Origin of the sequence: Microtetraspora sp. AC03309 (assembly GCF_020826795.1) — a bacterium.
Taxonomy (GTDB): domain Bacteria; phylum Actinomycetota; class Actinomycetes; order Streptosporangiales; family Streptosporangiaceae; genus Microtetraspora; species Microtetraspora glauca.
In genome coordinates, this window is record NZ_JADDIL010000033.1 from 26,686 (window position 1) to 43,947 (window position 17,262).

Consider the following 17,262-nt stretch of genomic DNA (forward strand, 5'->3'; position numbering starts at 1 on the left):
GCCGGGTGCTCCTCCACCTCGGTACGTGTCCGGATGGCGGCGAGTGTTCCACCTCGATCCTGAGAAAGAGTGATATTCCTCCGTACGGGTCAGATCCCGAGGCGGGCGGCGATGCCGTCGAGGACGCATTCGAGCCCGAGCTCGAACCGCCACTCGCCCTCGTCCTTCCTGACGCCCTGCCGGATGTAGTTCTCGAAGGCGGGGTAGCGGCCGGAGTCCAGCAGCCACATCATCCGCGATGAGTAGAGGGCGCGCAGATCGTCCATCCTCGCCACGCCCTCGCGCCGCATGAGCCGGTCCAGTCCGACGTCATCCCCGACCGTTCCGCTCACGAAGGAGGCGACCGTCGTGACCACCACCATCCGGGTGTCCGCGTCGAGGTCGAGCGACTCCAGCGAGGCCAGCAGCCGGTCGGTACGCGCCACGACATTGGGAGTGAGCGGGCTCGACGAGGCGGTGACCTGGACCAGCCAGGGATGGCGCAGGATGAGTCCCCGCAGCCCCCATGCCGCGCCGCGCAGGGTGGCCCGCCAGTTGGGCGCGGTCTCCGGCATGCCCACCTCGCCGTAGATCGCGTCCACCATGAGCTCGATGACGTCGTCCTTGCCGCGCACGTACCGGTAGAGCCCCATGGTGGCGACGCCGAGCCGCTCGGCCAGCCGGCGCATCGAGACGGCGTCGAGCCCCTCCTCGTCGGCGATGGCGACCGCCGTCGCCGCGATCTGCTCGTGGGTCAGCGTCGTGCGCGGCGGCTTCGCCGGGCGCTCGAGCCGCTGCCAGATGGACGCGTACTCCTCGGCCTCGCCGTTCCCTGCCTGATCCTTCTCGGGCATCCGGCTCTCCTTCCCTCCGTCATCTGTGTACATCGTATCTGGACTTGTACGGCGTACGCAGCTATGCGTACGCTGTCATCGTTTCTGTACGGCGTACGCACCTGAGGCGCCGCGAAGAGAGGAAGGCTGTGCCATGCCCGAGAACCCGTTGAACGTCGCAGTGATCATCGGCAGCGTCCGAGAGGGCAGGATCGCGCCCGTGATCGCGAGCTGGCTCGTGGGTCAGGCCGGGAAGCGCGACGACGTCGCCCTCGACGTCGTCGACCTGGTCGAGACCCGGCTGCCCGGAGAGCTGAAAGGCCACTTCGGGGGTGAGCGGCCGCCGGAGGTGACCGCCCTCCAGCCCCGGCTGGCCGCCGCCGACGCCTTCGTGGTGGTGCTGCCGGAGTACAACCGGGCCTACCCCGGAGCCCTGAAGGTGATGATCGACACCTACCACGCGGAGTGGCAGGCCAAGCCGGTCGGCTTCGTCTGCTACGGCGGCATGTCCAGCGGGCTGCGGGCCGTCGAGCAGCTCCGGCTGGTCTTCGCCGAGCTGCACGCGGTCACCGTACGCGACTCCGTCGCCTTCCAGAGCCCGTGGACGATGTTCGACGCGGAGGGGCACTGGCCGAAGGACTCCGCGGGTTGTGACGCCGCGGCCAAGGTCATGCTCGACCAGCTCACCTGGTACGCCAGGGCGCTGCGCGACGCCCGGACCGCCCGCCCCTACGCGAGCTGAGCGGGCCGACCATGCTGATCCGGCTCCTCCGCACCGACCTGCGCCCCCACCTCGGATCGATCGTCCTGGTCGGAGTGCTGCAGATCGCGCAGGCCGTCGGCGCCCTGGTGCTGCCGACCCTGAACGCGATCCTCATCGACGACGGCGTGTTGAAGGGAGACACCGGCCTCGTCCTGCGCACCGGCGGCGTCATGCTGGCCGGGACCGCGGCGCAGGTCCTGTGCTCCGCCGCCGTCGGCTTCCTCGCCTCGCGGGTCGCCCTGGCCGTCGGCCGCGACCTGCGCGCCGCCGTGTTCACCCGGATCCAGGCGTTCTCCGCCCGCGAGGTGGGGCGGTTCGGCGTCCCATCCCTGATCACCCGGACCGTCAACGACGTCCAGCAGGTGCAGACGCTCGTCTTCATGTCGCTGACCGGGCTGGCCGCCACCCCCATGATGTGCGCGGGCGGCGTGGTGATGGCGCTCCGTCAGGACGCGCGCCTGTCCACCCTGCTCCTGGTCGCGCTTCCCGCGCTGCTCGTCACCCTCGGCGTGCTCCTTCGCCGGACGCGCGTCCCGTCCCAGGGGGTGCAGGAGGGCATCGACACGGTCAACCGGGTGCTGCGCGAGCAGATCACCGGCGTCCGCGTCATCCGCGCCTTCGCCCGCGACCGGCACGAGCGCGCCCGGTTCGCCGAGGCCAACACCCGGCTCATGGACATGTCCGTCCGGGCCTCCCGGCTCATGATGACGCTGTTCCCCGCCGGGATGCTGGTCTCCAACCTGTCCGGGGTCGCCCTCATCTGGGTCGGCGGGCACCTGATCGACGACGGATCGATGCGGGTCGGGACGCTCATCGCCTTCCTGAACTACTTCATGCTGATCTTCGGCTCCGCCCTGCTGGCGACGTTCACGTTCCTGACGGCGCCGCGCGCCCAGGTGAGCGCCGGGCGGATCCAGGAGGTGCTCGCGGTGACGCCCCCGCCCACACAGGCGGCTTCCCCGCCGTCCGTTCCCGCGCTTCCCGGCTCACCTCATCGGGGCCTCCTGGAGTTCCGCGACGTACAGCTCCGTTATCCGGGAGCGGAACTGCCCGTGCTGCGCGGCGTGAGCCTCGTGGCCCGGCCGGGCGAGACCACGGCGATCATCGGCTCCACCGGCGCGGGGAAGACGACGCTGCTGAACCTCGTCCCCCGGCTGCTCGACCCGACCGGCGGTGCCGTACGCGTCGGCGGCCTGGACGTCGCGGAGATGGCGCCGGAGGATCTGGTGCGCGCGGTCGCGCTGGTGCCGCAACGGCCGTACCTCTTCTCCGGGACGATCGCGTCGAACCTGCGGTACGGCGATCCCGAGGCCACCGACGCGGAGCTGTGGCACGCGCTGGAGATCGCCCAGGCCCGCGACTTCGTCGAGGCGCTGCCCGAAGGCCTGGACACGCCCGTCGGCCAGGGAGGCGGCTCGCTCTCCGGCGGGCAGCGCCAACGGCTGACCATCGCCAGGGCCCTGGTCGCGCGGCCCGCCGTCTACCTGTTCGACGATCCCTTCTCCGCGCTCGACCCCGTCACCGAGCGAGCGTTGCGCGACGCGCTCGACCACGAGACGCGGGACGCGACCGTCCTCATGGTCGCCCAGCGGGTGCCGTCCATCAGGTACGCCGACCGGATCGTCGTGCTCGACGAGGGCCGGGTCGCCGGCGAGGGCACCCACCACGAGCTGATGGCGAGCAGCGGCACCTACCGGGAGATCGTGCTCTCCCAGCTCACCGAGGAGGAGGCGGCATGAAGTCCGACGATACGCCCGGCACCGTCCTGCGGCTGCTGCGGGTGGTCCGCCCCGAGCGCCCTCTCGTGATCGCCGCGCTGGCCCTCGGCGTCGGCGGCGTGGCCCTGACCGTGGCCGTGCCGCGGCTGCTCGGCGCCGCGACCGATCTGATCGTCACGGCCGCGGCCGGTGACCGCCGGATCGGCTTCTCCGAGGTCGGCCGGGTCCTGCTGGCCGCGCTGGCCTGCTATCTGGTGGCGTTCGGCTTCGCGCTCGCCCAGCAGCGGCTGACCGTCACCGTCACGCAGCGGCTGGTCTTCCGGCTGCGGGAGCAGGCGCAGGCCAAGCTGGCCCGGCTGCCGCTGGCGTACTTCGACGGGCGGACCCGGGGCGAGATCCTCTCCCGGGCCGCGGGCGACATCGACACCGTCTCCCAGACGTTGCAGCAGGCGCTCAGCGTGCTGGTCAACGCGCTGCTCACGCTCGTCGGCGTGCTGGCCATGATGGTGTGGATCTCGCCGCTGCTCGCGCTGATCTCGCTGGTGACGGTGCCGCTGTCGGCCGTGGCGGCCAGAGCCGTCGGCGCGCGGGCCCGGCGCAGGTTCGCGGAGCAGGCGGCGGCCACGGGACGGCTCAACTCGCACATCGAGGAGATGTACACCGGGCACACCCTGGTCAAGGTCTTCGGCCGGGAGCGGCAGGCGCTCGAGACCTTCACCGAGCACAACGACGCGGCGTTCCGCTCGGGGTTCGCGGCGCAGTTCGTCTCCAGCCTCGCCGGGCCGTCGACGACCATTCTCCTCAACGTCAACTTCGTGCTCGTCGCGGTGATCGGCGGGCTGCGCGTCGCCGCCGGCGCGCTGTCGATCGGCGACGTGCAGGCGTTCATCCAGTACTGCTTCCAGTTCGGCCAGCCGATCAACCAGGCCGCGTCGATGTCCGCCCTGCTGCAGTCGGTGCTGGCCTCGGCGCGGCGGGTCTTCGAGCTGCTGGACGAGGACGAGAACGCCGACGAGGGCGGTGACACGAGCGTTGGCGAGAGCGTCGGCGGGGGCGTCGGCGAGGGCGAGGTCGCCACGCCGTACGCGCACCGGGCGGATACGGCCGGCCGCGTCGCCTTCGAGAACGTCTGCTTCCGGTACGCCCCGGACCGGCCCCTCATCGAGGACCTGTCGCTGGTGGCCGAACCCGGGCGGACCGTGGCCGTCGTCGGGCCGACGGGAGCGGGCAAGACCACGCTGCTCAACCTGCTGATGCGGTTCTACGAGGTCACCGGCGGCCGCATCACCCTGGACGGGGTGGACGTCGCCCGCATGCCGGTGGAGGAGCTGCGCGCCCGGATCGGCATGGTGCTGCAGGAGACCTGGCTGTTCGGCGGGACACTCGCCGCCAACATCGCCTACGGCGCCGGCGACGTGCCGCGCGAGCGGATCGTCGAGGTGGCGCGGGCCACTGGCCTCGACCACGTCGCCCGCACCCTGCCCGACGGCTACGACACCACGATCGACGACGAGGGCGGCGGCCTGAGCGCGGGCGAGCGGCAGCTCGTCACCATCGCGCGGGCGTTCCTGACGGATCCGGCGATCCTGGTCCTGGACGAGGCGACCAGCGCGCTGGACACCCGGACGGAGGTGCTGGTGCAGCGGGCCATGACCTCGCTGCGCGCCGGACGTACCTGCTTCGTCATCGCCCACCGGCTGTCGACGATCCGCCATGCCGACCTGATCCTCGTGATGGACTCCGGGCGGATCGTCGAACAGGGAACCCACGACGAGCTCCTCGCCCGCCAGGGCGCCTACGCGCGGTTGTACGCGGCCCAGTTCGCCGGCGAGCGGGTCGGCCCGGCGGGATCGCCGATGGTTCCCTCCGCGAACGGATGACTCCAGGACCTCGATGGTGAGTGCGCGGATGTCCGCGGCCCTGGCGGCGGTTGCGTCGCGCATCCGCGACATCCCCCTTTAACCATGATGTATGGCGCCTTATCCGGATTTAGCAACCCACCCTCAACGATGATCCGCACCAGTAATTCCGCAATGGAGGATCGCCGTGAAAGGTACTGCCGCAAGTCTTCCCTCAGTCGTCCTGCTGGCACTGGGTGTGTCGTCGCTCGCCCAGGCCGATACCGGTGACGGTCAGCGAGCCCTGGATGCGCTCGGAAGTATGCTCGGCCGGAGTCCGCTTCGCGTCACGCATCGGCCCCGACTCGGTCCAGGTCCGGCCTCGCTTCCTGCACGTGGGCAACGGCGTCTGCGGGCGCCGCGCCTGATGGCCGGCGGCCTGGCCGTACTGCTCGGCGCCGGCCTCATGTCCTCCGCAGGCCCCCTCGGTGTGGCTCAGGCGGCCGCCCGGACCACCTCGGCGTGTGCGGCCACCGACGGACCCACAGGCCCCGGCGGTTCGTCCGGGCCGACCACGATCAGCACGCTGGGGCAGGCGTACGACTGCATCTTCGCCAATTACTACGGCGGGTCTGTGCTCGACGACCGCACCGTGCTCGTGTCGGCCTTCGCGGCCTTCACCCAGGAACTGCAGCGCCGTGGCATCGACCAGGCGACGGCCACCCTTCCCGCGCTCACCGGGGATCGGGCGAGTGACTGGACCGCCTTCAGTGAGACGTACGACAAGGTGGTCGGCGCGCTGCCGGACAACGCCGACCTGCGGCAGGCGCTGGCCGCCGCCGTGATGCAGGGAATGATCTCCAGCCTCCACGACAACCACGTCGGCTGGATCAAGGGGCAGAGAACGAACCCCCTTCCGCCCGGCAAGGCGTTCGGGCTGGGGATCGCCACGCTCTTCACCGGGCGTTCTCCCGCCGAGATCAGCGGGGACAACGTCCAGGAGCCGATGTACGTGAGCGCGGTGGCGCCGGGATCGCCGGCCGCGAAGGCGAAGGTCAGGCCGGGTGACGTCATCGTCGCGATCGACGGCGTCCCCGCTTTCGTCAAGGGCACGTTCAACGCGGGCATCATGGCCCTGCTCCACACGGCCTACCCGCAGGCGGACACCCTGCGGCTGACGCTCCGGCGCCCCGCCACCGGCAGGACCCGGCTGGTCGGGCTGCGGCCGGCCCTCTACCCCATGAGCGCGACCCAGCCGTCCGTCACGCTGGACGGCAACGTCGCCAAGGTCGTGCTGCCGCAGTTCGCCCCCGAACTCGCCGACACGGTGCTGCAAGATCTCACGAACCTGGGCAAGAGCACCAAGCTGCGCGGAGTCGTCTTCGATCTGCGCGGCAACGGCGGCGGCCGGGCGGAGGCGGTGGCCAAGCTGCTCGGAGCCTTCGTGCACGGCAAGGTCTGGAGCTCCGACTGTGACCTGAAGGGGAACTGCACGCCCAACCGTACGGACGACAGCACGCCGCTGCTGAACCTGCCCCTCGTGCTGATCACGGACAGTATGTGCGCCTCGGCCTGCGACGCGTTCAGCGCGGCCGTCAAGGATCTCGAGCTGGGCAAGCTGGTCGGCGGCCGTACGGCGGGCATCGTCGCGGGCCTGCCCGTCGCCTACCAGCTGGACGACGGCAGCTCCCTGCTCCTGATGCCGCGGCACCAGGTCGCGGCCAAGGGCGAGATCATCGACGGGGTCGGCGTCGCGGTGGACTACCAGGCTCCGCTGACGGCGGAGGCGCTGTCCGCTGGGCACGATCCCGGTATGGACAAGGCGCTGGCGCTGCTGAAGTCGTAGCCGGAAGAGCATGAGGGGCCGGGCCGGCGGGTCCGGCCCCTGCGTGCGTGTCGGGGCTTTGCGAAATGTGCTGCTTCTCGCTCGGCTTGGATTGTGATCAATCTGCGGGATTCGCCCGGATAACGCGGCCTGATCCGATAGGCCCTCTCGCGTGACAAGAGTCCAACTGACAGACGAAGAGTGGGAGTTCATCGAGCCTTACCTGCCAATCGGCGGGTTCGGCCCGTACCCCGAGCGGCTGCGACAGCAGTTCGAGGACGTGATCTGGCGGTTCAGGACGGGCGCGCAGTGGCGGGAGATGCCGAGGGAGTTCGGCGCCTGGCCGACCGTCCACAACCGCTTCCGTCAGTGGCGGGACGCCGGCGTCTTCGAAGCCTTGTTGGAGGGCCTGATCGCGGAAGCCGCGAAACGCGGTGAAGTGGACGTGTCCCTCGTCCGCGTGGACTCCACCACCGCCCGGGCTCACCACGACGCCGCCGGGATGCACCTCGGCCAGGACGTCGTCGCCGCGCTGGAGAAGGCCGCCGAACAGGACAAGGCCTACTCGTCCCGTGGCAGGGGATGTCGCGGCAGGACGACAGCCGGATGTTCAGGCTGTCGTCCCATGGGACCCGGGATCCACGGTGAAGGCGGCACGGTCGGGGGTCGGCAGCCATTGGTGTCTCGGATCGAACGGCCGGAATTCGCTCTCGACGAAGCGGGCGAGCAGGGCCAGCACCGGGTGATGGTTATGCCGGTGGCGAAGCAGCGAACACGGGTACATGGGCGCGGGGTCGACTACCGGGATCTGGACAGTGCGCGGATGGCTGGGCAGGCGGCACCACTCGCCCGCGAGCCCGACGCGTTCGCCTGAGCCGATCTCCTCCACGAAGTGCTCCCAGCCGAAGTCGGGGCCGGAGGTGTCGATCCGGATGTCGAAGGCCGCGCCGAAGAGGTCCCAGAAATCGGCCCACTCGCTGCCGGCGGCGTTGCCGGGCATCCACACGGTCATCCCGGACAGCCGGGCCGTCTCGACCTGCGGCAACCCGGCCAGTGGGTGGTCGCGGGCCACCAGCAGGTGTGCCTGCTCCAGGTAGGCCGGCGTGGACACCAGATCGTCCTCCAGCGTCCCGCTGACCCGGGCGAAGGCGGCGTCGACCGACCCGTGGGCGAGTGCGCCGCGCGCGGATCTGAGCCCGTTGGAGGTGATGATGTCGATCTCCACGTCCTCGACGGTCCGATGGAACGCCCGGATCACATCGATGGACGCCAGCCGGGTGTCCAGGACGTCGACGCGCAGCGACCGGCGCCGGCCGTGCAGCATCTCGAGTGCCTGGTCGGCGATGCCGACGAGAGCGCGCGCGTGGTGGAGGAACGCCCCGCCGTCCTTCGTGAGCTCGGCCCCTGTGCGCGTACGCGAGAGCAACCGCACGCCGAGGTCGGACTCCAGCTTCGCTATCCGCTTGGAGACGGCCTGCTGGGTGATGCCCAGCGTGACCGCGGCCTCGCTGAAGTAGCGGTTCTCGGTGACGGCGACGAAGGCCCGGACCGTGGCAAGGTCCAGGTCGGCCGGTTGAACCACCGTTGGTTGTGGTTCGTCGGCGTGTCGGTTGTTGGACAACCACTCCTGCTCTCGGGTCGAATGCTCGGATTCACGGCCGAGCCTACAACCAGGGGGCGTGGTTTCCTGTGGGATCCTTCGTGCATCTCCACGTGCACACCGAGTACAGCATGCTCGACGGGGCGGCCAAGGTCGGCCCGCTGATGGACGAGGTGGCACGGCTGGGCATGCCGGCCGTGGCGATGAGCGACCACGGCAACGTGCACGGGGCGTACGAGTTCTACCAGACGGCACGCAAGGCGGGGATCAAGCCGATCATCGGCATCGAGAGTTACGTCGCTCCCGCCTCGCGGCACCATCGCAAGCCGGTGTACTACAGCGACAACCTCTCGTTGCGCCGGTCCAACGACGACACCGGCGAGGGCGGGGACGTCTCCGGGCGTGGCCTGTACACGCACATGACGATGTGGGCGGTGGACGCCCGGGGCCTGGGCAATCTCTTCCGCCTGCAGTCCCGAGCCTGGCTCGAAGGTCATGTCCAGAAATATCCACGCATGGATGATGAGCTGCTCGCCGAACACGGCCAAGGGATCATCGCGACGACCGGCTGTCCATCCGGGGAGGTGCAGACCCGGCTGCGGCTCGGCCAGTACGCCCAGGCCGTCGAGGCCGCCGCGCGCTATCGCGACATGTTCGGCACGGACAACTACTTCCTGGAGCTGATGGACCACGGCCTCGCGATCGAGCGCCGGGTCCGCGAGGACCTGCTCAGGCTCGGCAGGGAGCTCGGCCTGCCGCCCCTGGCCACCAACGACTCGCACTACGTCACCGAGAGCCAGGCCGAAGCGCACGACGCCCTGCTGTGCGTCGGCACCGGCAAGCGGCTGGCCGACACCGACCGCTTCCGCTTCGGCGGCACCGGCTACTTCATCAAGTCGGCCGAGGAGATGCGCGCCATGTGGGACGGCGAGGTGCCGGGCGCGTGCGACAACACGCTGCTCGTCGCCGAGCGGGTGGGCGACTACGGCGAAGCGTTCGCCCACCGCGACCTGACGCCGCGCTTCCCCGTCCCCGAGGGCGAGAGCGAGTCGAGTTGGCTGCGCAAGGAGACCCTTGAGGGGGCGCGCCGCCGCTACGGCGGCGACCCGCCGCAGGAGGCGCTCGACCGCATCGACTACGAGTTGTCGGTCATCGACACCATGGGCTTTCCCGGGTACTTCCTGGTGGTCGCCGACATCTGCCGGTACGCCCGCGACAACGGCATCGGCCTGGGCCCCGGCCGCGGCTCCGCGACCGGCTCCATGGTGGCCTACTGCACCGGCATCACCCAGCTCGACCCGATCGAGCACCAGCTCATCTTCGAACGCTTCCTCAACCCCGAGCGCATCACCATGCCCGACGTCGACCTCGACTTCGACGACCGGCGGCGTGACGAGATGATCGACTACGTCACCCGCAGGTACGGCGACGACCGGGTCTGCCAGATCGTCACCTTCGGCACCATCAAGGCCAAGGCCGCGGTCAAGGACGCCTGCCGCGTGCTCGGCCTGCCGTACGCCCTGGGCGACCGGATCACCAAGGCGTTCCCGGCGGCCGCCGGCGGCAAGGAGATCCCGCTCGCCGCCATCCACGACGAGCGCCATCCCCGTCACGGCGAGGCGGCCGAGCTGCGCCAGATGTACGGACAGGATCCCGACGTCACGCGGGTGATCGACACCGCGGCCGGCATCGAGGGGCTGACCCGCGGCACCGGCGTCCACGCCGCCGGCGTGATCCTGTCCAGCGAGCCGCTGATCGACGTGATCCCCCTGGTGAAGCCCAAAGCCGACGGGCCGATCATCACCGGCTTCCCGTTCACCCAGGCCGAGGACATGGGCCTGCTGAAGATGGACTTCCTCGGCCTGCGCAACCTCACCGTCATCGGCGACGCCATCGCGGGCGTGCGGGCCAACAAGGGCATCGGCATCGACATCCTCGGCGTGCCGCTCGACGACGCCACGACGTACGAGCTGCTGGCGCGCGGCGACACGCTCGGCGTGTTCCAGCTGGACGGGGGCGGCATGCGAGTGCTGCTGAGGCTGATGCAGCCCACCACGTTCACCGACATCGCCGCGGTGAACGCGCTGTACCGGCCCGGCCCGATGGAGATGAACGCGCACACCAACTACGCGCTGCGCAAGACCGGCAAGCAGCCGGTCGCGCCGATCCACCCCGAACTGGCCGAGGCCCTGGAACCCATCCTCGGCGACACCTTCCACCTGGTGGTCTTCCAGGAGCAGGTGATGGCCATCGCCCAGCGACTCGCCGGATACTCCCTCGGCGCCGCGGACATGCTGCGCCGGGCCATGGGCAAGAAGAAGAAGGAGGTCCTGGACGCCGAATGGGACCGGTTCTCGGCGGGCATGCGCGGCCGCGGCTTCTCCGAGGAGGCCATCAAGGCGGTCTGGGACGTCCTGGTCCCCTTCAGCGGCTACGGCTTCAACAAGTCGCATACCGCCGGGTATGGCCTGGTCTCCTACTGGACCGCCTACCTCAAGGCCAACCACCCGCAGGAGTACCTGGCCGCGCTGCTCACCTCGGTCGGCGACGACAAGGACAAGATGGCCGTTTACCTGGCCGACTGCCGGCGCCTGGGCATCAGGGTGCTGCCTCCCGACGTCAACGCCAGCCGGCTGGACTTCGCCGCCGTCGGGTCCGACATCCGCTTCGGCCTGGGCGCGGTGCGCAACATCGGAGCGGGCGTCGTCGAGGCGATCGTCACCACCCGGGAGGCCCGCGGCGCCTACACCGACTTCAACGACTTCCTATCCAAGATCCCTTCCGTCGTCTGCAGCAAGCGCGTCATCGAGTCACTGGCCAAGGCGGGTGCCTTCGACAGCCTGGGGCACCACAGAAAAGCCCTGATCGCGGTGCACGAACCCGCCGTGGACGCGGTCATCGACGTCAAGCGGAACGAGGCCCACGGCCAGGACTCGCTGTTCGGCGACCCCGGCCGGAGCGACGCCTTCTCCGTCGCGATCCCCGAAGGCGAGTGGGACACGGCCACCCTGCTCGCCTTCGAACGCGAGATGCTCGGCCTGTACGTCTCCAGTCACCCGCTCGACGGCGCCGAACGCGTCCTGTCCGCAAACCGCGACACCACCATCGCCGACCTGCTGGCCTCCGGACGCCAGGACGGCGTGACTCGGGTCAGCGGCATCGTCTCCGGCCTGCAACGTAAGGTCACCAAACAGGGCAGTCCATGGGCGATCGCCACCCTCGAAGACCACGACGCCGCCGTGGAGTGCCTCATCTTCCCCACGACCTACACCCTGTACGGCGAGGCGCTGGCCGAGGACCGCGTGATCTCCGTCCGTGGCCGGATCAACATCCGCGACGAGACGATGAGCGTCTACGGCGAGGAGATCACCCTGCTGAACGTCTCCCAGGCGGAGACCGAACCACCCGTGGTGATCTCGGTCCAGGAGGCCCAGCTGACCCTGCGGGTCGTACAGGAGTTCAAGCACATCCTGACCACCCATCCTGGACGCGCGCCCGTGCACGTACGGGTGCACCGCCCCGGCGCCGCGAGTGTGCTGTGGAACCTCGAGCCGTTCCAGGTGGCCTCGGGGCCGGCGTTCTACGGCGATGTCAAGGCGCTGTTCGGCGCCGGCGCGATCGGCGGCGCATGACCGGCGGGCGCGCCTGCCCGCCTGCCGTACCGGCGAGGTCTCGGCTGTCGTGCGCCTGCCGCGCGAGCGCCGAAGCGGCCGGACGTGTACCTCCCGGGGAACTAGGGAGCGGGGAACACCGGGCCGCCGCCGAAGGCGGTCCGGTGCGAGGCAGGGACCCGGCCGTCCCGCTCGGTCACGCCGTACTCGACGGCCGTCTCCGCCGAGATGAGCGTCTGCCCGCTGCGGGCGCGCACCTTCGGGTCGGCGGCGAGCGCGGCGATCACCCGGCCCTCGAACTCGGGCGTCTCCGCCAGCGCGATCGGGAATCCGGCGATGGTGTCGACCCCCTTCGCCAGCACGCTCTCGGTCTGGACCAGGCCGAGCCAGAGCGACAGGACCGTGACGTCGTGATCGCCCAGTTCCACCGCCATGTCCGCGGTCATCTTGTCGAGCGCCGCCTTGGACACGCCGTACAGCACGGAGTGCAGGTGGCGACGGGTGCCGAAGGACGAGATGTTCACGATCAGGCCGCTGTTCCGCTCGACCATCCGGGCGGTCGCGGCCACGCTCGCGACGAAGTGCGCCCGGAGCCCCACTCCGATGAGGCTGTCCCAGTCGCCGAGCGGGCGTCGCCAGTACGGCTCGGCCGCCTTGTCGTAGTCGGGCCCGGCCCACACGTTGTTGACGAGGAGGTCGACGCGGCCCCGCTCGGCGTCCACCCGGTCGAAGACCGCCGCGATCTGGTCGTCGTCCCGGTGGTCGCAGGCCACGGGGACGCCCGTGCCGCCCCGGGCCGTCACCTCCTCGGCCGACCTCAGCAGACGGGCGTTGCCTTCGAGGGGGCCGCGGCCGGTGAGGTACACCGTCCAGCCCTCCTCGCCCAGCGCGAGTGCGACCCCCTTGCCGACGCCGCGGCTCGCCCCGGTGACGACGGCGACCTTTCCCGTGCCCGTCCCCATGTCAGAACCCCTGCGTGACGACGGCGCCCTCGGGGAGCGGGCGGACGATCGACCACAGCTCGCGCACGTGGCACTTCGACTTCTTCCACCGGCCGTCCTCGACGACGTAGGCGTCGTCGTACTCGACCGCGCCGAGCTTCTCGGTGTTGTCGATCAGGTTGATCTGGCGGAAGCGCAGCGTCCACCGTCCGACGGCCTCCGTGTCGGACAGCAGCGTGATGTCGGGGTGGATGCCGTGGTGCATGTCCAGGATCACGTACCGGCCGTCCACCTTGCGGAGCGCGACCTTCTCGAAGACCGCGACGAGCCCGGCCGCGTCGTCGTAGTCGCCCATCCTCCCGAACCGGATGGACGCGCCCTCCCGGATGAAGGAGTCACGGAACGTCTCGACGTCCTTGGCGTCGCAGGCCCGCCAGTACCGGTACTTGAGCGCCTTGATCGCCGCGATCCGCTCCTGCTCGGCGACGCGCTCTTCGAGAGTCCGCCGGGTTTCCGTCATGGTCGTCACGCCTCTCCCGCGGCGGCGCGCCCGGCCCTGCGGCCGAAGAACGTGCCGTCGCCCAGGGAGGTCCCGCTGATGTAGCCCTCACCGTGAATGCCGGAGCTGGCCCGGCCCGCGGCGTACAACCCCGGGATGGGGAGGCCCGACTGGTCGAGCACGGCGCCGTCCACGGTGGTGTGCAGCCCGCCGAGGGTGAACCCGGCGACGCCCGTGCCGGACCCCGCGCTCTCCCGGTCTCCGGAGGCGAACCCGAAGCGCGGGTCGACCGCGGCGTACGGCGGCCGGAGCGGCCGCAGCCACTTGGCGTCCTTGTGGAAGTAGGGGTCCTCGCCCCGCTCCGCGTGCCGGTTGTACACGCCGACCGTCGACTCGAGCGCGCCGTGCGGCATGCCGAGCGACTCTTCGAGCTCCGCGAGCGTCTCCGCGACGAACTGCGGGCGCACACCCCACAGGTCCCGCTTCGGAATGTCCTCGTAGCCCGCCTCGTCGATGATCGCCCAGTACGGCCCCGGCCGGTGCAGCACGGCGGCGACGCTGAACAGGCCCGGATAGACGTCCTCGTTGATGAACCGCCGGCCGAGCCCGTCGACCAGCATTCCCCGGGTGATCATCGCGGGCAGCACGGTCAGCGCGATCTCCACCTCCGACATGCGCCGGGTGGCCGCGCCGAGCGCCGCCGCCATCCTGATGCCGCTGCCGTCGTCGAGACCGTCGCTGACCTTGCCGTGGCCGATGAGCACGGGGGCGTGCTCCCAGAGCATCTCCTCCGAGTCGACGAAGCCGCCGGTGGTCAGGATGACGCCCTTGCGCGCCCGGTAGGCGACGGTCTCGCCGTAACGGCGGGCGATCACTCCGACGACACGGCCGGTGTCGTCGGTCACCAGGTTGGTGGCCAGGGTGTCGGCGTGGCAGGCGGCCCCGGCCTCCTTCGCGGCCGCGACCAGCTTCTCCATGATCATCCAGCCGCCGAAGCTCTCGGTCGCCGGACGGTGCCCGCGCGGCGCCGGGCGGGCGACGGTGTTGTACGGCCAGGCGTTCTCGCCCAGCCACATCAGCCCGTCCTTCGTCGGCGGCATCCAGCTCGGCGCGTCGTAGAAGCTCTCGTTGAAGGTCAGCCCGCGGTCGCGGAACCACTCGAAGTGCTCGACGCTGCCGTCGCAGTAGAGCCGCAGCTTCTCCTCGTCGGCGTGCGGGCCGAGCGCGGCCCTGAGGTAGGCGAACATGTCGTCCGCGGTGTCCTCGAAGCCGCACGCCTTCTGCACCGCCGTGCCGCCGCCGAGGTAGAGCTCGCCTCCGGACAGCGCGGACGAGCCACCCGGCCCGCCCGCGCGTTCGAGCACGAGCACCTCGGCGCCCGCCGTGGCGGCTTCGAACGCGGCGGACGCGCCGGCGCAGCCGAATCCGACGACGAGCACATCACATTCGTGGTCGAAGCCGGCGACCGAGGCCGCCGGGACCGGCTGGACCTGCCGGACCGGGGACGGGGAGGTCACGACACCACCCGGAGGTCACGCTGCGGAGTCCGCATGTCGATCGACTCGCCTCTCGCTCAGGACCGCGGGATGAAAGCGGCGAGCGGCTCGGAGCCGGACCAGTCGTGCCCCCAGTAGCTGTCGGCGGTGATCTCCTCGGCGGTGTAGTACGTCTCGTCGACGAGCATGCCCTCGGTGCCGTACTCGATGTCCCAGCCTCCGGGAGCGCGCACGTAGAACGACACCATCTTGTCGTTGGTATGCCGCCCCAGCGTCGAGGAGATGGAGAAGCCGAGCCGGCGCACCTTGTCCAGCGCCATCCCGACCGCGTCGAGGGTGTCGACCTCGATCATGAGGTGCACCAGGCCGGGCTCCTCGCCGTGCGGCGCGGGGCAGACGGCGAGGCTGTGGTGGCGCTGGTTGACCCCCATGAAGCGCACCCGCCGTACGGGCCCGCTGCCCTTGCCGCCGCCGACCTTGATGGCGCCGCGCGGCAGGAAGCCGAGCACCTCCGTGTAGAAGGAGACGGTCTCCTGCATGGCGGTGGTGGGCAGCACCACGTGGCCCATGCCCTGCGGGCCGGTGACGAACCGCTGGCCCCTGCCGGTGAGCACCGGGCTGTGGTCGAGCACGGGGCCGAAGAAGACCTCGACCGGCGTCCCGGCCGGGTCCTCGAAGGCGATGACCTGCTCGGCGGACCGCTCGGCGGCCTCCGCCTCCGACAGCACCTTGACGGCGGTGCCCGCGGCCTCGACCGCGCGGCCCACCGTGGCGAGCGCGAACTGGTCGCGCACCTCCCAGCCGACGGCGAGCACCCGGTCGGAGTCGCCGGGAAGCACGATGAGCCGCGCCTGGCGCTCGTCCATCCGCAGGTACAGGCCGTCCGGGTCAGGCCCGGTTCCCTCGGCGAAACCGAGGCCGTCGATCACGAGCTCACGCCAGCGCTTGATGTCACGCGTCTGGACCTTGAGATAGCCCAGCCCTCGGATCTGCGTCACAGTCCTCAATCCAATCTGCCGGTGCCCTGGTCGGGCGTGGAAGCCCTCCGGTCCCTCTCGCCCCCGGACGGGGCGGTCTTCTCTGCCACCAAAGGTGACAGAGCCGCCGCCGTACCGCCTTCGCTCTCCCGCTCAGTGAGAGTCCGCAGGCTCGGCCGGGTGAACGCGGCGGACGACGGGCTCCCGCTGAGCGAGATCCGTACCCCATGACGCCGGGCGGGCGTTCCACCATGCCTGGAGCTCCCCACCGGCAGACCCCACCGGTCCCCTGAACGACCGAACGATTGACGAGGTGCGCGACCCGATGGCGTCAGCGACAGGAACCCCGGCCGCACGCCCGACGGCGCTGGTCACCGGAGCGAGCCGGGGAATCGGCCGCGAGACGGCGCTCGCCCTCGCCCGCGCCGGGTACGACGTCGCGTTCACCGCCCGCACCGTCGAGGAGGGGCAGGGGGTGATCCCTCCGCGTTACAGCGACGACGGTCCGGAGCGGATCGCGGTCCCGGGAAGCCTGCGCACGACGGCCGCGCGGATCGAGGCGCTCGGCGTGCGGGCGCTGCCGATCCGGATGGACCTCCTCGACCGCCACAGCGTACGGGCGGCGGCGGACACGGTGCTCCGCGAGTGGGGGCGCGTCGACGTCCTGGTCAACAACGCGGTGGCGCACATCGCCGGGAACCACGACCGCTTCCTCGACCTCGACGTCGACGTGGCCGCCCGGACCGTCGCGGGGAACTACCTGAACCAGATCGTGCTGCTGCAGGCGGTGCTCCCCGGGATGGTCGAGCGAGGCGGCGGCACGATCGTCAACATGTGCTCGGGTTCGGCCACGACCGACCCGCCCGCACCGCCCGGTGAGGGCGGCTGGGGCGTCGCGTACTCCGCGTCGAAGGCGGCGTTCGGGCGGCTCGCCGGCGCGATCAACGCGGAGTACCTGAAGCACGGCGTACGCGCGTTCAACCTCGACCCGGGCTTCGTGATCACGGAGGCGGGTTCGGCGCGCGGCGGCACCGGCTCGATCGCGGACAAGGGGTTCGACCCCACTCCGGAGGACGCGCCGGGGAGAGCGATCGCCTGGCTGGTCTCCTCACCCGACGCGGACCGGTTCCTCGGCAGGGTGATCTGGACGCCCAAGCTGGTCGCGAGCCTCGGTGACTGACA

12 protein-coding genes and 1 pseudogene are annotated in these 17,262 nt (G+C 70.6%); 7 read left to right on the top strand and 6 right to left on the bottom strand.

The genetic code is table 11. The features are described 5' to 3' along the window. Positions 1 to 89 precede the first annotated feature (89 nt). Positions 90 to 833 carry a TetR/AcrR family transcriptional regulator gene (locus IMZ11_RS20570; RefSeq protein WP_228643859.1) on the bottom strand — a complete coding sequence of 248 codons (744 nt, stop codon included), beginning with the start codon at positions 831 to 833 and terminating at the stop codon, positions 90 to 92. 133 nt (positions 834 to 966) lie between these two features. Here IMZ11_RS20570 and IMZ11_RS20575 point away from each other — a divergent pair, with 133 nt between their 5' ends. The 5 genes and pseudogenes from IMZ11_RS20575 to IMZ11_RS20595 form a co-directional block, all read left to right on the top strand. Next, positions 967 to 1,554, top strand: a complete 588-nt coding sequence (locus IMZ11_RS20575) for an NADPH-dependent FMN reductase (protein ID WP_228643861.1) — start codon at positions 967 to 969, stop codon at positions 1,552 to 1,554. Positions 1,555 to 1,565: 11 nt separating this feature from the next. After that, positions 1,566 to 3,314, top strand: coding sequence for an ABC transporter ATP-binding protein (locus IMZ11_RS20580; protein ID WP_228643863.1), 1,749 nt, complete (start codon positions 1,566 to 1,568; stop codon positions 3,312 to 3,314). Next, the gene (locus tag IMZ11_RS20585) at positions 3,311 to 5,173 is read left to right on the top strand and encodes an ABC transporter ATP-binding protein (protein WP_228643865.1); all 1,863 of its coding nucleotides are present in this window, start codon (positions 3,311 to 3,313) and stop codon (positions 5,171 to 5,173) included. Before IMZ11_RS20580 ends, IMZ11_RS20585 begins: the two co-directional genes overlap by 4 nt. Before the next feature lie 385 nt (positions 5,174 to 5,558). Then, the gene (locus IMZ11_RS20590) at positions 5,559 to 6,977 is read left to right on the top strand and encodes a S41 family peptidase (RefSeq protein ID WP_228643867.1); all 1,419 of its coding nucleotides are present in this window, start codon (positions 5,559 to 5,561) and stop codon (positions 6,975 to 6,977) included. 151 nt (positions 6,978 to 7,128) lie between these two features. Further along, a pseudogene (locus IMZ11_RS20595) lies at positions 7,129 to 7,533 on the top strand (transposase); the annotation flags it as partial. A 33-nt stretch (positions 7,534 to 7,566) separates the two neighbouring features. Here IMZ11_RS20595 and IMZ11_RS20600 read toward each other — a convergent pair. After that, positions 7,567 to 8,577 (bottom strand): LysR family transcriptional regulator, encoded by a 1,011-nt coding sequence (locus IMZ11_RS20600; RefSeq protein WP_228643869.1) that lies wholly within the window; start codon positions 8,575 to 8,577, stop codon positions 7,567 to 7,569. A gap of 80 nt (positions 8,578 to 8,657) precedes the next feature. Between IMZ11_RS20600 and dnaE the strand changes: the two genes are divergently transcribed. Next, the gene (dnaE, locus tag IMZ11_RS20605; RefSeq protein ID WP_228643871.1) at positions 8,658 to 12,188 is read left to right on the top strand and encodes a DNA polymerase III subunit alpha; all 3,531 of its coding nucleotides are present in this window, start codon (positions 8,658 to 8,660) and stop codon (positions 12,186 to 12,188) included. 101 nt (positions 12,189 to 12,289) lie between these two features. Here the strand turns inward: dnaE and IMZ11_RS20610 are convergent, their stop codons facing one another. From IMZ11_RS20610 to bphC, 4 genes are read right to left on the bottom strand one after another with little or no spacing between them, the layout of a single operon-like run. Beyond that, complete coding sequence (locus IMZ11_RS20610; protein ID WP_228643873.1) at positions 12,290 to 13,129, bottom strand: SDR family NAD(P)-dependent oxidoreductase; 840 nt, start codon at positions 13,127 to 13,129, stop codon at positions 12,290 to 12,292. 1 nt (position 13,130) lies between these two features. Next, the gene (locus IMZ11_RS20615; RefSeq protein WP_228643970.1) at positions 13,131 to 13,628 is read right to left on the bottom strand and encodes a nuclear transport factor 2 family protein; all 498 of its coding nucleotides are present in this window, start codon (positions 13,626 to 13,628) and stop codon (positions 13,131 to 13,133) included. Positions 13,629 to 13,633: 5 nt separating this feature from the next. Beyond that, entirely contained in the window at positions 13,634 to 15,124 is a 1,491-nt protein-coding gene (locus IMZ11_RS20620) for an FAD-dependent oxidoreductase (protein WP_228643875.1), read from the bottom strand. A 56-nt stretch (positions 15,125 to 15,180) separates the two neighbouring features. After that, a complete protein-coding gene (gene bphC, locus IMZ11_RS20625; protein ID WP_228643877.1) occupies positions 15,181 to 16,101 on the bottom strand; it encodes a biphenyl-2,3-diol 1,2-dioxygenase in 921 nt (306 codons plus the stop codon). Between the two features lie 304 nt (positions 16,102 to 16,405). On the opposite strand from bphC, the gene IMZ11_RS20630 reads away from it, so the two are divergent. After that, positions 16,406 to 17,260 carry an SDR family oxidoreductase gene (locus IMZ11_RS20630; protein ID WP_228643879.1) on the top strand — a complete coding sequence of 285 codons (855 nt, stop codon included), beginning with the start codon at positions 16,406 to 16,408 and terminating at the stop codon, positions 17,258 to 17,260. The last annotated feature ends 2 nt before the right edge of the window (positions 17,261 to 17,262 follow it).

What these genes read in the sequence shown, in the direction of transcription:
- IMZ11_RS20580 (WP_228643863.1), top strand. Translation starts at nt 1,566, where the DNA reads ATGCTGATCCGGCTCCTCCGCACCGACCTGCGCCCCCACCTCGGATCG.
- IMZ11_RS20575 (WP_228643861.1), top strand. Translation starts at nt 967, where the DNA reads ATGCCCGAGAACCCGTTGAACGTCGCAGTGATCATCGGCAGCGTCCGA.
- IMZ11_RS20585 (WP_228643865.1), top strand. Translation starts at nt 3,311, where the DNA reads ATGAAGTCCGACGATACGCCCGGCACCGTCCTGCGGCTGCTGCGGGTG.
- IMZ11_RS20610 (WP_228643873.1), bottom strand. Translation starts at nt 13,129, where the DNA reads ATGGGGACGGGCACGGGAAAGGTCGCCGTCGTCACCGGGGCGAGCCGC.
- IMZ11_RS20590 (WP_228643867.1), top strand. Translation starts at nt 5,559, where the DNA reads ATGGCCGGCGGCCTGGCCGTACTGCTCGGCGCCGGCCTCATGTCCTCC.
- IMZ11_RS20615 (WP_228643970.1), bottom strand. Translation starts at nt 13,628, where the DNA reads ATGACGGAAACCCGGCGGACTCTCGAAGAGCGCGTCGCCGAGCAGGAG.
- IMZ11_RS20570 (WP_228643859.1), bottom strand. Translation starts at nt 833, where the DNA reads ATGCCCGAGAAGGATCAGGCAGGGAACGGCGAGGCCGAGGAGTACGCG.
- IMZ11_RS20630 (WP_228643879.1), top strand. Translation starts at nt 16,406, where the DNA reads ATGGCGTCAGCGACAGGAACCCCGGCCGCACGCCCGACGGCGCTGGTC.